16 protein-coding genes are annotated in these 16,204 nt (G+C 60.7%); 15 read left to right on the top strand and 1 reads right to left on the bottom strand.

Translation table 11 applies throughout. The features are described 5' to 3' along the window. Nucleotides 1-192 precede the first annotated feature (192 nt). From C3406_RS06490 to C3406_RS06425, 14 genes are all read left to right on the top strand, one after another. Nucleotides 193-516 (top strand): Rieske (2Fe-2S) protein, encoded by a 324-nt coding sequence (locus C3406_RS06490; RefSeq protein ID WP_013098654.1) that lies wholly within the window; start codon nucleotides 193-195, stop codon nucleotides 514-516. Further along, a complete protein-coding gene (locus C3406_RS06485; protein WP_103822804.1) occupies nucleotides 513-821 on the top strand; it encodes a recombinase-like helix-turn-helix domain-containing protein in 309 nt (102 codons plus the stop codon). Before C3406_RS06490 ends, C3406_RS06485 begins: the two co-directional genes overlap by 4 nt. Nucleotides 822-831: 10 nt before the next feature. Beyond that, entirely contained in the window at nucleotides 832-1,854 is a 1,023-nt protein-coding gene (locus tag C3406_RS06480; RefSeq protein ID WP_103822803.1) for an aromatic ring-hydroxylating oxygenase subunit alpha, read from the top strand. Then, nucleotides 1,854-2,603: an SDR family oxidoreductase gene (locus tag C3406_RS06475; RefSeq protein WP_103822802.1), complete on the top strand. Its 750-nt coding sequence runs from the start codon at nucleotides 1,854-1,856 to the stop codon at nucleotides 2,601-2,603. Before C3406_RS06480 ends, C3406_RS06475 begins: the two co-directional genes overlap by 1 nt. A gap of 12 nt (nucleotides 2,604-2,615) precedes the next feature. Then, entirely contained in the window at nucleotides 2,616-3,404 is a 789-nt protein-coding gene (locus C3406_RS06470; protein WP_103822801.1) for an IclR family transcriptional regulator, read from the top strand. Nucleotides 3,405-3,482: 78 nt separating this feature from the next. Further along, nucleotides 3,483-4,409, top strand: coding sequence for a VOC family protein (locus C3406_RS06465; protein ID WP_103822800.1), 927 nt, complete (start codon nucleotides 3,483-3,485; stop codon nucleotides 4,407-4,409). Further along, nucleotides 4,406-5,593, top strand: coding sequence for an NAD(P)/FAD-dependent oxidoreductase (locus C3406_RS06460; RefSeq protein WP_103822799.1), 1,188 nt, complete (start codon nucleotides 4,406-4,408; stop codon nucleotides 5,591-5,593). Before C3406_RS06465 ends, C3406_RS06460 begins: the two co-directional genes overlap by 4 nt. 25 nt (nucleotides 5,594-5,618) lie before the next feature. Beyond that, nucleotides 5,619-6,875: an MFS transporter gene (locus C3406_RS06455; protein ID WP_103822798.1), complete on the top strand. Its 1,257-nt coding sequence runs from the start codon at nucleotides 5,619-5,621 to the stop codon at nucleotides 6,873-6,875. 10 nt (nucleotides 6,876-6,885) lie between these two features. After that, a complete protein-coding gene (locus tag C3406_RS06450) occupies nucleotides 6,886-7,416 on the top strand; it encodes a cupin domain-containing protein (RefSeq protein WP_103822797.1) in 531 nt (176 codons plus the stop codon). A gap of 10 nt (nucleotides 7,417-7,426) precedes the next feature. Then, nucleotides 7,427-8,197, top strand: a complete 771-nt coding sequence (locus tag C3406_RS06445) for an alpha/beta fold hydrolase (protein ID WP_103822796.1) — start codon at nucleotides 7,427-7,429, stop codon at nucleotides 8,195-8,197. Next, complete coding sequence (locus tag C3406_RS06440; protein WP_103822795.1) at nucleotides 8,181-8,975, top strand: SDR family oxidoreductase; 795 nt, start codon at nucleotides 8,181-8,183, stop codon at nucleotides 8,973-8,975. Before C3406_RS06445 ends, C3406_RS06440 begins: the two co-directional genes overlap by 17 nt. Before the next feature lie 9 nt (nucleotides 8,976-8,984). Further along, nucleotides 8,985-9,755: an aspartate dehydrogenase gene (locus C3406_RS06435; protein ID WP_103822794.1), complete on the top strand. Its 771-nt coding sequence runs from the start codon at nucleotides 8,985-8,987 to the stop codon at nucleotides 9,753-9,755. A gap of 9 nt (nucleotides 9,756-9,764) precedes the next feature. Further along, the gene (locus C3406_RS06430; protein ID WP_103822793.1) at nucleotides 9,765-11,234 is read left to right on the top strand and encodes an aldehyde dehydrogenase; all 1,470 of its coding nucleotides are present in this window, start codon (nucleotides 9,765-9,767) and stop codon (nucleotides 11,232-11,234) included. A gap of 13 nt (nucleotides 11,235-11,247) precedes the next feature. Continuing rightward, nucleotides 11,248-12,888: a thiamine pyrophosphate-binding protein gene (locus C3406_RS06425; protein ID WP_103822792.1), complete on the top strand. Its 1,641-nt coding sequence runs from the start codon at nucleotides 11,248-11,250 to the stop codon at nucleotides 12,886-12,888. A 115-nt stretch (nucleotides 12,889-13,003) separates the two neighbouring features. Here the strand turns inward: C3406_RS06425 and loiP are convergent, their stop codons facing one another. Continuing rightward, nucleotides 13,004-13,762, bottom strand: a complete 759-nt coding sequence (loiP, locus tag C3406_RS06415) for a metalloprotease LoiP (protein ID WP_103176898.1) — start codon at nucleotides 13,760-13,762, stop codon at nucleotides 13,004-13,006. 279 nt (nucleotides 13,763-14,041) lie between these two features. Between loiP and tkt the strand changes: the two genes are divergently transcribed. After that, on the top strand, nucleotides 14,042-16,033 hold the full coding sequence (gene tkt / locus C3406_RS06410) for a transketolase (RefSeq protein WP_103822791.1): 1,992 nt from the start codon (nucleotides 14,042-14,044) through the stop codon (nucleotides 16,031-16,033). Nucleotides 16,034-16,204 lie beyond the last annotated feature (171 nt).

Genomic DNA, 16,204 nt, shown 5'->3' with positions numbered 1-16,204 from the left:
TTCACGCCGTAATAATGAAAATTTCATATCGCTGCATTTTTTCGTGATCCTTTGCACACTTAGTTAATTAATTACCTGTTGGTTAACAAATTCGTCACATTAGCGCTTGACGAAACATTCATCGCTTTTATATTGACCGTATTAAATAAGAAACAGAGTTTCATATATGAAACAAAAGCCTGGAGGATCGCGATGAGCTGGATAGGCGTATGTGACGCAGAACAAGTACAGGAAGATTTCCCTTTTAGCGGCAACGTCGAAGGCAAAGAGATCGGCGTTTATTTGATTGACGGCGAATATTACGCGCTGGAAGACGTATGCCCGCACGCGTATGCCTTGCTGAGCCAGGGCTTCGTGGAAGATGGCAAAGTGGAGTGCCCGCTGCATGAGGCGGTGTTTGACGTCAAAACCGGCCAGTGTCTGCATGGCCCCGGTGGTCGCAACCTCAACCGCTACCCGGTTCGGGTCTTTGAAAACCAAATCCAGATTACCTTCGTCGAGGAGACCGTGGCATGAGCGACACCCTGAATTTCAACCCGGCACTGCCCGAAAGCCGCCAGTTTACCCCGCCAGCCGAGGGCGGTAACGGCGCCATTCATAAGCCGGGCGAATATCAGAATCTGATCTGGCAGACCCGCAGCCGCGAGCCGGAAAGCTGGGAAGTGAAGCTGATTGCGACGCTGGAAGATCTCTTCGAACAGGGCATTGAAACCTTACCGGAGCTGGTGAAGGGGCTGAACGCGGTGCGGATGCACGATCAGCAGGGCGAGCCGTGGAGCGACGCCAGCTTCCAGGCATTCTTACAGGTTAACGGCTACTGAGGACAACGCGATGACGACTACCGTACAAAACTATCTCGATAAGGGTCTGCGCGGCCTCTGGTATCCGGTCCTGGCGAGCTGGGAAGTGCAGTCTGCGCCGGTGGGCATTACCCGCCTGGGGGAGCAGATTGTGGTCTGGCGCAACAAAGATGGCCAGGTGCAGGCGCTGGAGGACCGCTGTCCGCACCGCGGCGCGCGCCTGTCGATGGGCTGGAATCTCGGGGACCGTATCGCCTGCTGGTATCACGGTGTGGAAGTGGCGGGCAATGGCGAAGTGAAGGATGTGCCTGCGGTGGACAAATGTCCGCTGGTCGGCCAGCAGTGCGTACGCAGCTATAACGTGCAGGAGGCGCACGGCGCCATCTTTCTGTGGTTCGGCGTCACCGCCGATCAACAGCCGGAAGAACTGACCTTCCCGGATGAACTCGCCGACACGGAAAATTTCAGCAACTTCCTCTGCACCGCCGGGTGGAAATGCAATTACCAGTATGCGCTGGAAAATGTGATGGACCCGATGCACGGCACCTATCTGCACTCCTCCTCGCACTCGATGGCGGAAGGGGACCGCAAGGCCGACATGGTGCTCCAGCCGACCAAAACCGGCTTCATCTTTGAGAAAAAAGGGCAGAGCGGCGTCAACTTCGACTGGGTGGAGCTGGGCAACAGCGGCACCTGCTGGATGCGCCTCTCCATTCCTTACAGGAAGCGTTTCGGGCCGGGCGGCCACTTCTTTATCGTCGGTATGGTGGTGCCGGAAGATAACGACAACTGCCGCGTCTTCTTCTGGCGCATCCGCCGCGTGCAGGGCTGGCAGCGCGATATGTGGCGCTTTATGTACCGTAACCGCCTTGAAAAACTGCACTGGGAAGTGCTGGAGCAAGATCGCGTGGTGCTGGAAAGCATGGCGCCAAACGCCCGCGACCATGAATACCTCTACCAGCACGACGTTGGTCTCTCCCGCCTGCGCCGCATGATGCAAAAGGCCGCGAAAGAGCAGCTGGCGATGCGCGACGCGCAGCAGGGAGCCGCCTGATGAACGGACTGCTGAGCGGAAAACGCATCGTTGTAACCGGTGCCGCGCGCGGGCTGGGCTACCACTTCGCCAAAGCCTGCGCGGAGCAGGGCGCGGCGGTGGTGATGTGCGACATCCTGAAAGGCGAGCTGGCTGAAAGCGCCCACGGGCTGAGCGAACAGGGTTATGCGATCGAATCGCACGTTATCGATCTCGCCGATCCGCATTCCATCGAACAGGTGTTCAGCGCCATTGGCGAGCAGGGGCAGATTGATGGTCTGGTGAACAACGCGGCGATGGCGACCGGCGTCGGCGGCAAAAACATGCTCGATTACGATCCGGATCTCTGGGATCGGGTGATGCGCGTCAATGTTAAAGGCACCTGGCTGGTCACCCGCGCCGCCGTGCCGCTGCTGCGGGAAGGGGCAGGGATTGTGAACGTAGCCTCCGATACCGCCCTGTGGGGCGCGCCGCGCCTGATGGCCTATGTCGCCAGTAAGGGGGCCGTGATTGCCATGACCCGCTCAATGGCGCGGGAGCTGGGTGAAAAGCGTATTCGTATTAACGCCATCGCGCCGGGATTAACCCGCGTTGAGGCGACGGAATATGTGCCCGCTGAACGGCATCAGCTCTACGAAAATGGTCGCGCATTAACGGGGGCGCAGCAGCCGGAAGATGTCACCGGCAGCGTGGTCTGGCTGTTAAGCGACCTGTCGCGGTTCATCACCGGGCAGCTTATCCCGGTCAACGGCGGTTTTGTCTTTAACTAAGGGTTGGCGATTATGGCAAACGATCAGGAAGTGAAGTATCTGGTGCCGGGGCTGGAGCGCGGTTTACAGCTGCTGTTGGCCTTCGGCGAGCAGCATCGCGATCTGACCTTTGCCGAGCTGCACCGGCTGGTGGATATGCCGAAGGCCACCGCCTACCGCGTGGTACAGACGCTTGAGTATATGGGGTTTCTGGAGCGCAACACACGCACCAATACCTTCTCGCTGGGCATGAACGTGCTGCGTCTGGGCTTTGAGTACATCGCCTCGCTGGATGTGGCCCAGGTCGGCCAGCCGGTTATCGAACAGCTGCGCGACGTCAGCCAGTGCAGTAGCCATCTGGCGATCCGCGACGGGCGCGACATCATCTACATCGCCCGCGTCAGCGCCGCCGGGTCGCGCATCAATCAGGTCAGTATCGGCACACGCCTGCCGGTGCACTGCACCTCGCTCGGCCGCATGCTGTTGACCGATATTTCCCGCGCCGATTTTGAACAGCTGTTCCCGCACGAGCGCCTGCCGGGCAACACGCCGGGGCAGCTTCATGACCGCGAAGCCCTGTGGCAGATGGTGCAGCAGGACAAAGCCCGTGGGTATGTGATCGGCGAATCCTTCTTCCGCCACGGCATCTCCTCCATCGTCTACCCGGTGTATGACCGAAGCGGACGCGTGGCGGCGGTGGTCAGCATTCTGGTGCCGTCGGAAGAGATCCCGCAAACCGACCGCGAACGTCTGCAAAACGACGTTCGTCTGGCGGCGGATAAAATTTCTGGCTTCTTAGGGTATTTGTCACAGGCCAGTTAAATCAGTGAGTTAACGTCAGGCGCTTTGCTGCGTCGGGCATGTTTTACGCCCAATTTGGGCCAGATGAGGCAACGAACGATGAGTGTAACCGGAATTGAAAAGCTGGAATTTGGCGTTGAGAACCTGACGCACTGCGCCAAATTTATGCGTGATTTTGGCCTGACGGGCGATGCCAGCGGCCAGCGTTTTACCACCCTGAGCGGCGCGCGCGTGGAGCTTAACCCGATCGACAGCCCCGATCTGCCCCCGGCGTTTGAAGCGGGTAACACCCTGCGCCGCATGACCTGGGGGGTGGCCGCCCAGTCAGATCTGGACGCGCTGCGCCCGAAGCTTGCGCAGCAGCCCGGCTTCCGCGAGGTGGGTGATGCCCTGGAGTGTCTTGACCCGAACGGCATGACGCTGCGCGTGCAGGTCAGCCAGCAGACCGACGTGGAGCTGAACGTCGAGCCGATTAACCAGTGGGGCGATGCCCGCCGGATTGACACCCCCAGCCCGGTTTACGACCGCGCCCAGCCCATCAACGTTGGCCACGTGGTCTTCTTTGTGGAGGCGCTGGCGGCGGTGGAGAAATTCTACCGTGAAGTGCTCGGTTTCCAGGTCTCTGACCGCTACATCAACCGCGCCGTGTTCCTGCGCTGCGGCGTGCGTGGGGGGCATCACAACCTGTTCCTGCTGCAATTGCCGAACCGTAAGCGCGGCCTGAACCATGTGGCCTTTACCGTGCGCGATATCCACGAGGTGATCGGCGGCGGTATCGCGATGAATAAAAATGAATGGAGCACCTTTATCGGGCCGGGCCGCCATCCGGTTTCGTCGGCCTACTTCTGGTACGTCAACAGCCCGACCGGCGGCGCGTTTGAGTACTACACCAACGACGACTACCTGACCGAAAACTGGCAGCCGCGCGAGCTGGAGCACTCGCTGGTCTCCTTTACCGAATGGGCGGTGGAAGGCGGGATCGACCACGATACGCGCCGCCAGCAGAAAAAACCGGAGGCGGTATGACGTCGCGCATTGTCATTATCGGCGGCGGTCAGGCGGGCGGCTGGGCGGCTAAAACCCTGCGCGACGAGGGCTTCGACGGCGAGATTTGCGTGGTGGCGGAAGAGGAGTGGGATTTCTATGAACGGCCACCGCTGTCGAAAGCCTCTCTTTTGCAACCAGACGCGGCGCTTCCGCGACTCTTTTCCGAAGAGGCGCAGCAGGCGCTGAACCTGACCTGGTATCGTCCGTTGCGGGCTGAATCCATTGACCGTGAAGCGAAAGCGGTTGTTTTAAGCAACGGCGAGCGCCTTAGTTACAACATGCTTTTACTGGCCACCGGAGGGCGGGCGCGCCTGCCGGGTGAGGCCTGGGCGGCGCACCCGCAGGTCTACACCCTGCGCCACTGGCAGGACGCGCAGCGCCTGAAGAGCCGTCTGGCGGAAAGTAAAACCCTGGCGATTATCGGCGGGGGCTGGATCGGCCTGGAGATTGCCGCTTCCGCCCGCAAAAGCGGCGTGGCAGTCACGCTGTTCGAGCAGCAGCCCGCACTCTGCATGCGCTCCGTGAGCGGCGAGGTGTCGCAGCGCTTAGCAACAATTCATCGCGAGCAGGGTGTGGCGATCCGTACCGGCTGCGGCGCGCTGGAGCTGGAAGACGATAACGGTCTGCCGGTCATCCACTGCGACGGCCAGCGTGAAACCTTTGATGCAGTGGTGGTGGGGATCGGCGTCGATCTCAACCTGGAGCTGGCGCGCAACGCCGGGCTTAAAACCGAACGCGGGATTGTGGTGGATGCCCAGGGACGCACCGCAGATCCGTTCATCTTTGCCGCCGGGGATGTGGCCCAGCATCATCACTACGGCCTGTGCATCCAGTCCTGGGCCTTTGCCCAGAATCAGGCGGTGGCGACGGCGAAAGCGATGCTCAACCCCGATGCGCCAGGTTATGACGACGCGCCGTGGCTCTGGTCGGATCAATATCAGCACAACATCCAGATCCTCGGCATTCCGCAGCCGGGCAGCAGAACGATAGTGCGTGAAGAGGCGCTGTACTTCTCGCTCGACGCGAATGGGCGGCTGACGCAGCTGGTGGCGTTTAACGATGCGCGCACCGTCAAGCTGGCGAAGCGCTGGATGGCGGCGGGAAGGGATCTGTCAGACGTACCGCTCAGCGACCCGACCTTTTCACTGATGTCATTGCGATAGCTAACCCGCACCCGTAGGGGGAGACATGACCACATTAGAGACCAACACCGCGCCTGTTGAGGCGAGCGGTGAGGGAACCCGCACGCCCGAAAAAGCGGTGCGCTGGGCCATCCCGCTGGCGCTGCTGGCCTGCGTGCTGCTGGCGTTTTTCGATAAAATCAGCATTGCGGCGCTGTTTTCCGACACCCATTTCCAGCAGGCGATGGGCATCGATTTCGACACCACGCGCCTCGGCATTCTGATGAGCGCCTTCCTGCTGAGCTACGGCTTTTCGTCGGTCTTTTTAAGCGGGCTGGGGGACAAAATCGCCCCGCTGCGCCTGCTCACCGGGATGATGGTGATCTGGTGCGTGCTGATGGTGGCGATGGGCTTTACCCATAACTACACGCTGATGATTGTCCTGCGCATCCTGCTGGGGGTGGCAGAAGGGCCGCTCTTCCCGCTGGCCTTCGCCATTGTGCGCCACAACTTCCCGCAGCATCTGCAGGCGCGCGCCACCATGCTGTGGCTGCTGGGCACCCCGGTGGGGGCGGCGATTGGCTTCCCGCTCTCCCTCTGGCTGCTGAATACCTTCGGCTGGCAGAGCACCTTCTTCGTGATGGCGATGCTGACCGTGCCGGTGCTTATCTTCGTGCGCATCGGTCTGCGGGGGATCCGTTTGGATGCGAAACCGGCCACCACTCAGGCGTCGCAGGATGAGCGCCGCGCGGCCCGGCGCGAGCTGTTCGTCAGTCCGCACTTCTGGATCATCTGCATCTTTAACATCGCCTTCCTGACCTACCTGTGGGGTATCAACGGCTGGCTGCCGGGCTACCTCATCAAGGGCAAAGGCATTCACCTGGAACACGCGGGCTGGCTGTCGTCGATGCCGTTTATCGCCATGCTGGCAGGCGAAGTGATTGGCGCATGGCTCTCGGACCGGGTCGATAAGCGCGCCGCGGCCTGCTTTATCTCCATGGCGGGGGCGGCGGTGGGGCTGGCAGCGGTCATGCACCTTGACACCCCGCTGACCATCATCGCGGCGATGAGCTTCAGCACCTTTATGTGGGGCACCGGGGCGCCCAACATTTTCGCTCTGCTGGCAAAGGCCACCCATCCCCGGGTGAGCGCCACGGCGGGCGGCATCTTCAACGGACTGGGAAACTTTGCGGGCGCGCTGTCGCCGGCGGTGATGGGCGCGCTTATCGCCTTCACCCACAGCATGGATTCCGGGCTGATTTTTCTGGCGGTGATGGCGGCGGTGGGCTGCGTCCTGTTACTGCCGCTGCTGAGACGTTACTGAGGAGAGTGTCATGACTGATTCAACCGTAACCAACAAATCTGGCATCAAACCTGACCACCTGACGATGGAAGAGTGGGTCGAGTCGCGCATTGCGCGCTTCGAAGGCCGTAAATACGACTGGAACGCACTGAAGTTTCAGGCCGATTTTGACCCGAAATATCGCCGCGCGCAGATGCGCTACATCGGCACCGGTGCCACCGGCGTGGCGAACGACACCAACACCGTGCAGGCAGATCACTTTACCTTCTCCACCATGGTACTGCCGTCGAAGTGCGAAGGGCCGCTGCACCTGCATGACGATGTGGAAGAGGTCTTCTTCATGCTGAAAGGCCAGATCACGCTGATGATCCAGGATGGCGACAACTACACCGAAACCGTGCTGCGCGAGCGTGACCTCATCTCCGTCCCGCCGGGTATCTATCGCGGCCTGTTTAACCACGGGGAAGAAGAGGCGCTGATGTGCGTCATGCTGGGCACCAACAAGCCGGAAATCCCGACCTACCCGGCCGATCATCCGCTCTCAAAAGTGAAGCGGAACTAAGGGGTGCACGATGACGGAATTTCGTGAACAGGGATGCGGCATTCCGCTGATGTTGCTGCACGGCATCAGCTCCGGCGCCGCCTCCTGGCATAAGCAGATGGCGCTGAACGGTTTTCGAGTGCTGGCGTGGGACATGCCCGGCTATGGCGAAAGCCCGATGCTGGCAGCTGAACGGGCAAACGCCGGAGATTACGCCGACGCGCTGGCGGCGATGCTCGATCGGGCGGGCGTCTGGCAGGCGGTGCTGGTAGGGCACTCTCTGGGAGCGCTGGTCGCCAGTGCTTTTGCGGCGAAGTTCCCGGAACGCGTTATCCATCTGGTGCTGGCGGATGCCGCGCAGGGCTACGGCCAGGCCGCGCCGGAGCAGCGCGAGCAGGTCTGGCGAAACCGCGAGCAGCAGATGGCGCTGGGCGGCGAAATTCTCGCTCAGACCCGCGCCGCGAAGCTGCTGCGTCCCGGTGCGCGCGCGGAGGATGTCAGTTGCGTCGCGGCGGGAATGCGCAAGCTGCGTCCTGAGGGCTACCTCGCTGCCGCATGGATGCTGGCGCACGACGATATTCACGGCTGGCTGAAACGCTACACAGGCCAATTTGAAGTCTGGTGTGGTGAGCAGGATGCGATAACGGAACCTGAACGGGTAGCGGGGCTGGCGCTGCGCTACTCCATGCCGTTTATCGCCATTCCGCAGGCCGGGCACGCCAGCTATCTCGATAACGACGCGTTTTTTAACCAACAGCTTTTACGCATTAACGAAGAGGTGCGCGATGAATGCACAAATTGATGGGCGCATAGCGGTCGTCACCGGCGGTTCTTCTGGCATTGGCTTTGAAACGCTGCGCCTGCTGCTGGGCGAGGGGGCTAAAGTGGCCTTCTGCGGCCGCGACCCGGACCGGCTCGCCAGCGCCCACGCGGCGCTGCAAAACGAATACCCCGACGGGGAGATTTTCTCTTACCGCTGCGACGTGCTGAAAGCCGACGAGATGCAGGCCTTCGCGGATGCCGTTCAGGCGCGCTTTGGTGCGGCGGATATGCTGATCAACAACGCCGGGCAGGGCTACGTGGCGCACTTCAATGACACGCCGCGTGAGGCGTGGCTGCACGAAGCCGAGCTGAAACTGTTCGGGGTGATCAATCCGGTGCAGGCGTTTCAGCCGCTGCTGGAGCAGTCCGACATCGCCTCCATCACCTGCGTCAACTCGCTGCTGGCGCTGCAGCCGGAAGAGCACATGATCGCCACCTCTGCTGCCCGCGCCGCGCTGCTGAATATGACCCTGACGCTCTCGAAAGAGCTGGTGGGGAAAGGCATTCGGGTGAATTCCATCTTGCTCGGCATGGTGGAGTCCGGCCAGTGGCAGCGCCGCTTTGAGAACCGTACAGACAAAAGCCAGAGCTGGCCGGAGTGGACGGCGGAGATCGCGCGCAAACGCGGCATCCCGATGGCGCGCCTCGGCAAGCCGCAGGAGCCCGCGCAGGCGCTGCTGTTCCTCGCCTCGCCGCTGGCCTCGTTTACCACCGGCGCCGCGCTGGACGTTTCCGGCGGCTTCTGCCGCCATCTGTAAGGACGCATCATGAAAAAGATCATGTTAATTGGTTTTGGCGCTATGGCGCAGGCGGTGATTGAGCGCCTGCCTGCCGGTGTCGCTATCGGCTGGATCGTGGCGCGCGCGTCTCACCACGCGGCGATTCGCCAGCAGTTTGGTGATGCGGTGGTGGCGCTGACCTCGCCGCTGGAATGCGCTGATGCGCCCGATCTGGTGCTGGAGTGCGCCAGCCAGCAGGCGGTGGCGCAGTACGGCGAGGATATTCTGCGTCGCGGCTGGCATCTGGCGGTGATCTCCACCGGCGCACTGGCGGACAGCGCGCTGGAGCAGCGCCTGCTTGCTGCGGGCAGCAAACTGACGCTGCTCTCCGGGGCGGTAGCCGGTATCGACGGGCTGGCGGCGGCGAAAGAGGGTGGCCTTGAGCGCGTCACCTATCAGTCGCGCAAAAGCCCGGCCAGCTGGCGGGGCAGCTACGCCGAACAGCTTATCGATCTTAATTCGGTATCAGTGGCGCAGGTCTTTTTCGAAGGCAGCGCCCGGGAGGCGGCACGACTGTTCCCGGCCAATGCCAACGTGGCGGCGACCGTGGCGCTCGGCGGCGTGGGGATGGATGAAACCCGCGTACAGCTGATGGTCGACCCGGCCACGAAACGCAATACCCACACGCTGCACGTCGAAGGCGTGTTTGGCGAGTTCCATCTTGAGCTGAGCGGGCTGCCGCTGGCCTCTAACCCGAAAACCTCCACCCTGGCGGCACTGAGCGCGGTCCGCGCCTGCCGCGAGCTGGCCCAGCGCTGAGGAGTGACGATGGACGAACTGAAGATTTTTATCGGCGGCCAGTGGCGACACGGCAGCGGCAACCCGATGCAGAGCCACTTCCCGGCTGACGGGTCGATCAACGCTACGCTGAACGCGGCAAGCCTCGACGATCTGCATGACGCAATCGAGGCCGGAGAGCGGGCGTGGCGCGATCCCGCGTGGCGCAACAGCCTGCCGCATATGCGCGCGAAGATCCTGCACAGAGTGGCGGATCAGATTGAATCCCGCGTCGACGAGCTGGCGCAGATGCAGAGCCGCGATAACGGCAAGCCGCTGGCGGAAGCACGCGGGCTGGTGATGAGCGCGGCGGGAACGGCGCGCTACTTTGCCGCCGCCTGCGAACTGCTGGAAGGGGAGCTTCCGACGCCGCGCCAGCCTGATTTACTGACGCTGAGTCGCTATGAGCCGCTTGGCGTGGTGGCAGCCATCACGCCGTGGAACTCGCCGATTGCCAGTGAAATGCAAAAAGTCGCTCCGGCCATTGCCGCCGGAAACGCGGTGATCCTCAAGCCCGCCGAAGCCACGCCGCTGATGGCGCTGGAGCTGGCGCGCATCTTTGAACAGGCCGGGCTGCCCGCCGGGCTGCTGAGCGTACTGCCGGGCAAAGGCTCGGTCATTGGCGATGCGCTGGCGCGCCATCCTAAAGTGCGGAAGATTTCCTTTACCGGCGGCACCACCACTGGCCGTCATCTGGCGCACGTGGCGGCGGAAAAGCTGATCCCGGCCTCCCTGGAGCTGGGCGGTAAATCCCCGAACATCGTGCTGGACGATGCGGATATTGAACAGGCCGCGCGCGGGATCTGCTACGGCATCTTTAGCTCGGCGGGACAGGCCTGTATCGCCGGGTCGCGGCTGTTTATCCACGAAAGCCTTTACGCTCCGCTGATGGCGCGGCTGCTGGAGTTAACCCGTGGCCTGCGCGTCGGGCATCCGTTTACCGACGGCACCCACGTCGGGCCGCTGATCAACGATAAGCATCGCCAGAGCGTGCAGGCCTACGTCGAGCTGGCGAAGCGCGAAGGGGGCCGCGTGCTGTGCGGCGGGGAGATCCCAGCCGATCCTTCGCTGGCAAACGGCAGCTTCTTCCTGCCAACGATTATCGAAGGGCTGAGCAACAATGCCCGCGCCTGTCAGGAGGAGATCTTCGGCCCGGTGCTGGTGGCGATGCCATTTAACGATGAAGCGGCGTTGATCCAGCAGGCGAACAACTCGGTTTACGGCCTGGCCGCCGGGATCTGGACGCGGGATACCGGACGCGCGCTGCGCTTAAGCGAGCAGCTTGAGGCGGGCACGGTGTGGATCAACACCTACAAGGTCTTTGCGATTTCGACCCCGTTCGGGGGCTTTAAAGAGAGCGGTCTGGGCCGCGAAAAGGGCATTCAGGGGCTGAAAGCCTGGATGCAACAAAAGAGCATTTATCTGGCGACGGGTAACAGCGTCAACCACTGGTGCGACTGAGAAAGGGTGAGCAATGAGCGAAATGATAACCGTCGGCGACGCCATCGCCAGAACGCTGGAGCAGTATCAGGTTGAGGCCATCTACGGCGTCATCTCTATTCACAACCTGCCCATCGCCGATGCAGTAGGGCAGCGCGGCAATATCCGCTTTGTGCCCGCGCGGGGTGAGGCGGGATCCGTCACCATGGCCGACGCCCACGGGCGTTTCTCTGGCCTCGGCGTGGCGCTGACCAGTACCGGGGCAGGGGCAGGTAACGCGGTAGGCGCGCTGGTGGAGGCGATGAATGCCTGCACGCCGCTGCTGCATTTAACCGGACAGGTGGAAAAAGCCTGGCTGGATGCCGACACCGGGTTTATCCACGAAACCCGCGACCAGTTGACCTTCCTGAAGGCCAGTTCGAAACGGGCGTATCGCATCAGCAATGCCAACCAGGCGATAGCGATTCTCCATAAAGCGATTCAGGAGGCGCAGACGCCGCCGTGTGGGCCGGTCTCTGTGGAGATCCCGATTGATATTCAGGGGGCGAAAATTCCGCTGTCGCTGGTGACGGCGCCGGTAAAACCGGTGTCAGTTTCAGCGCCAGACGCCGGAATGGTTGATGCGCTTTGGGCGCAGCTGAAGCAGGCGAAACAGCCGCTGCTGTGGCTGGGTGGCGGGGCGCTGGAAAGCGCTGACGCCGTGAAAAAACTGGCGGATGCGGGTATCACCGTGATCTCCAGCACCCACGCGCGCGGCGTGCTGCCGGACAGCCATCGCGCCAGCCTGCGGGCTTTCCACAACTCGCCGTCAGTGGAGGCGCTGATCGCCCTGTGTGATTTTACGCTGGTGGCGGGCTCACGCCTGCGCAGCAACGAAACCCGCTCCTGGACGCTGGAGCTGCCTTACCCGCGGGTGCAGATCGATATCGACCCGGCGGCGGCAAGCCGTAACTATTTGATGGATAAAACGCTGGTAGCCGATTGTTCAGCGCTGCTTAACGCGCTGGCTGCAAAAGCGCAGGGGCGTGAATGGGGTAACGCGCAGTGGGACACGCAGGTCCAGCAGGCGGTGGAACAAGCCGAGCAGGGTCTGCGCGAGCAGTGTGGTGCCTATGCGAAGCTCAACGATGCCATCGAGAAAGCGCTGCCGCAGGATGGCCTGCTGGTGCGTGATATCACCGTTTCCGGCAGCCTGTGGGGCAGCCGCCTGTTCCGCGCCAACGGTCCGCTGATGAACATTCACTCTCTGGCCGGGGCGATTGGCATGGGGCTGCCGATGGCGATTGGTACTGCGATTGCCAATCCGCAGCGCAAGGTCGTGGGGCTGGTGGGCGACGGCGGCCTGAGCCTGAATTTAGGCGAACTGGCGACGCTGGTGCAGGAGAAAGCCAACGTGACGCTACTGATTATGAACGACGGCGGTTACGGCGTGATGCGCGGCATTCAGGATAAATATTTCGGCGGACGGCAGTATTATAACGAACTGCATACGCCGGACTTTACCCTGCTGGCCCAGGCGATTGGCCTGCAGGCGTGGAGCGTTGAGCGGGCAGAGGATTTTGATGCGGTAATGACAGAGGCGCTGGCGATGCCGGGGCCGTCGGTAGTGGAGGTGCGGATGGGGCAGATTGGCGCCCTGAAGTTTGCCGGACCGCCGCAGAAAACGCTGTACTAGCTGTGTGCCCGGTGGCGCTGCGCTTACCGGGCCTACGTTTACGCACAAAGCAGGCCGGGTAAGGCGAAGCCGCCACCCGGCTTTTCAACGGAGGCGCAGGCGCCTCCCCGGTACATTATTTAATCCCGTCTGCCGCCATGCGATCGCGGATGTGCTGCGCACGCGCTGCGGAGGCAGGGTGGTCGTCAAACATGGAGCTTTGACGGCCCGCTTCCTGTTGTGCCAGTTTTTCGAAGCTGGTGGCTAAACCTGACGGGTTAATCCCACGTTTGCGCAACAGATCGTAAGAGTAGTCATCGGCCTCAGATTCCTGACGCTGAGAGAACTGGGAGTTAACCAGTTTTTCACCGAGATCGCCGAGCTGCGACTGGGAGAGGCTACCTACAATGCCACCCGCAGAGGCCGCCGCCACGCGAACGGCGTTCGTGCCGAGGGCAACCTGCATCCCTTTCTTCACATGGCCGAGGGCAACGTGGCCCATTTCATGGCCGATAACCGCTTCGACTTCATTGTCGTTCATCATATCCATTAACCCGCTGTAGACGCGGATGCAGCCGTTAGCCATCGCAAAGGCGTTAACGTCTTTCGCCATGTAAACCTTGTAGTTCACCGGCTGGCCGTTAATGTTGTCGCCAAGTGCTGAAGCAATCTTATTCAGACGCTGAGCGTAAGTGCTGTCTGCCGGTGCGATGGTGGCTTTACCATCCATCTCTTTACAGGCCTCATCGCTTAATGTTTTCACCTGGGCATCGGTGAGGGAGTAGGCCTGAAACGCCTCTGCTCCGGAGCTCAGCAGGCCACCAGAATTCATATTCTGACACCCGCTAAGAAGAAGGGTCGTTCCCAGAGCCAGCACTACTGCACGCATTTTCATTATGTTGCTTCCGTACTCGTTAAACTTGATAAATTCTGAAAGTTTTGCCGCCCCGGAGGAGGGTGCAGCTCCAATTATAAAGAATATAAACGAAGGCGGGCGAGAAGATTGCGCAACGTGCGAGCCTGTTCCAGAGATTTCTTAAGCGGCAAAAGAATGGTCCATGTACATGCTTTGTCGCTTGGGTTACATTGTTGGCACTTTTTTCTGGCGTAGCCCAAAACGCGCTGTCGTCAAGCCGAAACGGGCATGGCCTTCAACATCCGATCTGGAGTCAAAATGTCCTCACGTAAAGAGCTTGCCAATGCTATTCGTGCGCTGAGCATGGATGCTGTACAAAAAGCTAAGTCCGGTCACCCGGGTGCCCCTATGGGTATGGCTGACATTGCCGAAGTCCTGTGGCGTGATTTCCTGAACCACAACCCGCAGAATCCTGCATGGGCTGACCGCGACCGTTTCGTTCTCTCTAACGGCCACGGCTCAATGCTGATCTACAGCCTGCTGCACCTCACCGGCTATGACCTGCCAATCGAAGAGCTGAAAAACTTCCGTCAGCTGCACTCCAAAACCCCGGGTCACCCGGAAGTGGGTTACACCGCAGGTGTTGAAACCACGACCGGTCCGCTGGGTCAGGGTATTGCTAACGCCGTGGGTATGGCGATTGCTGAGAAGACGCTGGCGGCGCAGTTCAACCGTCCGGGTCATGACATCGTCGACCACTTCACCTATGCATTCCTGGGTGACGGCTGCATGATGGAAGGCATTTCTCACGAAGTGTGCTCCCTGGCAGGCACCCTGAAACTGGGCAAACTGGTTGCGTTCTATGACGACAACGGCATCTCCATCGACGGCCACATTGAAGGCTGGTTCACTGACGACACCGCAGCACGTTTCGAAGCCTACGGCTGGCACGTAGTGCGTGGCGTTGACGGTCACGATGCTGAAGCGATTAAACGTGCAGTAGAAGAAGCGCGCGCAGTGACCGACAAACCGTCCCTGCTGATGTGCAAAACCATCATCGGTTTCGGTTCTCCGAACAAAGCCGGTACGCACGACTCCCACGGCGCACCGCTGGGTGATGCAGAGATCGCCCTGACCCGTGAAGCACTGGGCTGGAAACACGCTGCGTTTGAAATCCCGTCTGAAATTTATGCGCAGTGGGATGCCAAAGAAGCCGGTCAGGCGAAAGAAGCGGCATGGAACGAGAAATTCGCCGCCTACGCTAAAGCCTTCCCACAGGAAGCGGCAGAGTTCACCCGTCGTATGAAAGGTGAGATGCCAGCAGACTTCGACGCCAAAGCGAACGAGTTCATCGCTAAGCTGCAGGCTAACCCGGCTAAAATCGCCAGTCGTAAAGCCTCCCAGAATGCGATCGAAGCCTTCGGCCCGCTGCTGCCAGAGTTCCTCGGCGGCTCCGCTGACCTGGCGCCATCAAACCTGACTATCTGGTCTGGTTCTAAAGCGATCAACGAAGATACTGCCGGTAACTACATCCATTACGGTGTTCGTGAGTTCGGTATGACCGCGATTGCCAACGGTATCTCCCTGCACGGTGGTTTCCTGCCGTACACCTCCACCTTCCTGATGTTCGTGGAATATGCCCGTAACGCGGTGCGTATGGCTGCGCTGATGAAACAGCGTCAGGTGATGGTCTACACCCACGACTCTATCGGTCTGGGCGAAGATGGCCCGACCCACCAGCCGGTTGAGCAGGTTGCTTCTCTGCGTGTGACCCCGAACATGTCCACATGGCGTCCATGTGACCAGGTTGAATCTGCGGTAGCGTGGAAATATGGCGTTGAGCGTCAGGACGGCCCGACCGCGCTGATCCTCTCCCGTCAGAACCTGGCTCAGCAGGATCGTACCGAAGAGCAGCTGGCGAACATCGCTCGCGGTGGTTACGTGCTGAAAGATTGCGACGGTCAGCCGCAGGTGATCTTCATCGCAACCGGTTCTGAAGTTGAACTGGCTGTTGCCGCCTGGGATCAGCTGGCAGGCGAAGGCGTGAAAGCGCGCGTGGTCTCCATGCCATCTACCGACGCCTTCGACAAGCAGGACGCGGCTTACCGTGAATCCGTGCTGCCGAAAGCCGTTTCTGCCCGTGTGGCAATCGAAGCGGGTATCGCTGACTACTGGTTCAAATACGTGGGCCTGAACGGCGCTATCGTTGGCATGACCACCTTCGGTGAGTCTGCGCCAGCTGAGCAGCTGTTCGAAGAGTTCGGCTTCACCGTTGAGAACGTAGTCGCGAAAGCGAAAGAACTGCTGTAATCACGGCTGTGCCCGGCGGCGCGTAGCTTGCCGGGCCTACAAAATATTCAGGCCGGGCAGGCGTAAGCGTCACCCGGCTTTTTTGTGCATGTTATTCCTCAAAGATGTAATACCTCTGTAAATTATTCCACTTAAAATGTGATGTGTGTCATATAGCTGGCTTATTGGTCT

Origin of the sequence: Leclercia sp. LSNIH8 (assembly GCF_002920195.1) — a bacterium.
GTDB lineage: Bacteria > Pseudomonadota > Gammaproteobacteria > Enterobacterales > Enterobacteriaceae > Enterobacter.
The sequence above is the reverse complement of the archived record's forward strand: the minus strand, read 5'-3'. Positions and strand labels throughout refer to the sequence as shown.

What these genes read in the sequence shown, in the direction of transcription:
- loiP (WP_103176898.1), bottom strand. Translation starts at nt 13,762, where the DNA reads ATGAAAATGCGTGCAGTAGTGCTGGCTCTGGGAACGACCCTTCTTCTT.
- C3406_RS06440 (WP_103822795.1), top strand. Translation starts at nt 8,181, where the DNA reads ATGAATGCACAAATTGATGGGCGCATAGCGGTCGTCACCGGCGGTTCT.
- C3406_RS06455 (WP_103822798.1), top strand. Translation starts at nt 5,619, where the DNA reads ATGACCACATTAGAGACCAACACCGCGCCTGTTGAGGCGAGCGGTGAG.
- C3406_RS06470 (WP_103822801.1), top strand. Translation starts at nt 2,616, where the DNA reads ATGGCAAACGATCAGGAAGTGAAGTATCTGGTGCCGGGGCTGGAGCGC.
- C3406_RS06445 (WP_103822796.1), top strand. Translation starts at nt 7,427, where the DNA reads ATGACGGAATTTCGTGAACAGGGATGCGGCATTCCGCTGATGTTGCTG.
- C3406_RS06465 (WP_103822800.1), top strand. Translation starts at nt 3,483, where the DNA reads ATGAGTGTAACCGGAATTGAAAAGCTGGAATTTGGCGTTGAGAACCTG.
- C3406_RS06425 (WP_103822792.1), top strand. Translation starts at nt 11,248, where the DNA reads ATGAGCGAAATGATAACCGTCGGCGACGCCATCGCCAGAACGCTGGAG.
- C3406_RS06430 (WP_103822793.1), top strand. Translation starts at nt 9,765, where the DNA reads ATGGACGAACTGAAGATTTTTATCGGCGGCCAGTGGCGACACGGCAGC.
- C3406_RS06490 (WP_013098654.1), top strand. Translation starts at nt 193, where the DNA reads ATGAGCTGGATAGGCGTATGTGACGCAGAACAAGTACAGGAAGATTTC.
- C3406_RS06460 (WP_103822799.1), top strand. Translation starts at nt 4,406, where the DNA reads ATGACGTCGCGCATTGTCATTATCGGCGGCGGTCAGGCGGGCGGCTGG.
- C3406_RS06475 (WP_103822802.1), top strand. Translation starts at nt 1,854, where the DNA reads ATGAACGGACTGCTGAGCGGAAAACGCATCGTTGTAACCGGTGCCGCG.
- C3406_RS06485 (WP_103822804.1), top strand. Translation starts at nt 513, where the DNA reads ATGAGCGACACCCTGAATTTCAACCCGGCACTGCCCGAAAGCCGCCAG.
- tkt (WP_103822791.1), top strand. Translation starts at nt 14,042, where the DNA reads ATGTCCTCACGTAAAGAGCTTGCCAATGCTATTCGTGCGCTGAGCATG.
- C3406_RS06435 (WP_103822794.1), top strand. Translation starts at nt 8,985, where the DNA reads ATGAAAAAGATCATGTTAATTGGTTTTGGCGCTATGGCGCAGGCGGTG.
- C3406_RS06450 (WP_103822797.1), top strand. Translation starts at nt 6,886, where the DNA reads ATGACTGATTCAACCGTAACCAACAAATCTGGCATCAAACCTGACCAC.
- C3406_RS06480 (WP_103822803.1), top strand. Translation starts at nt 832, where the DNA reads ATGACGACTACCGTACAAAACTATCTCGATAAGGGTCTGCGCGGCCTC.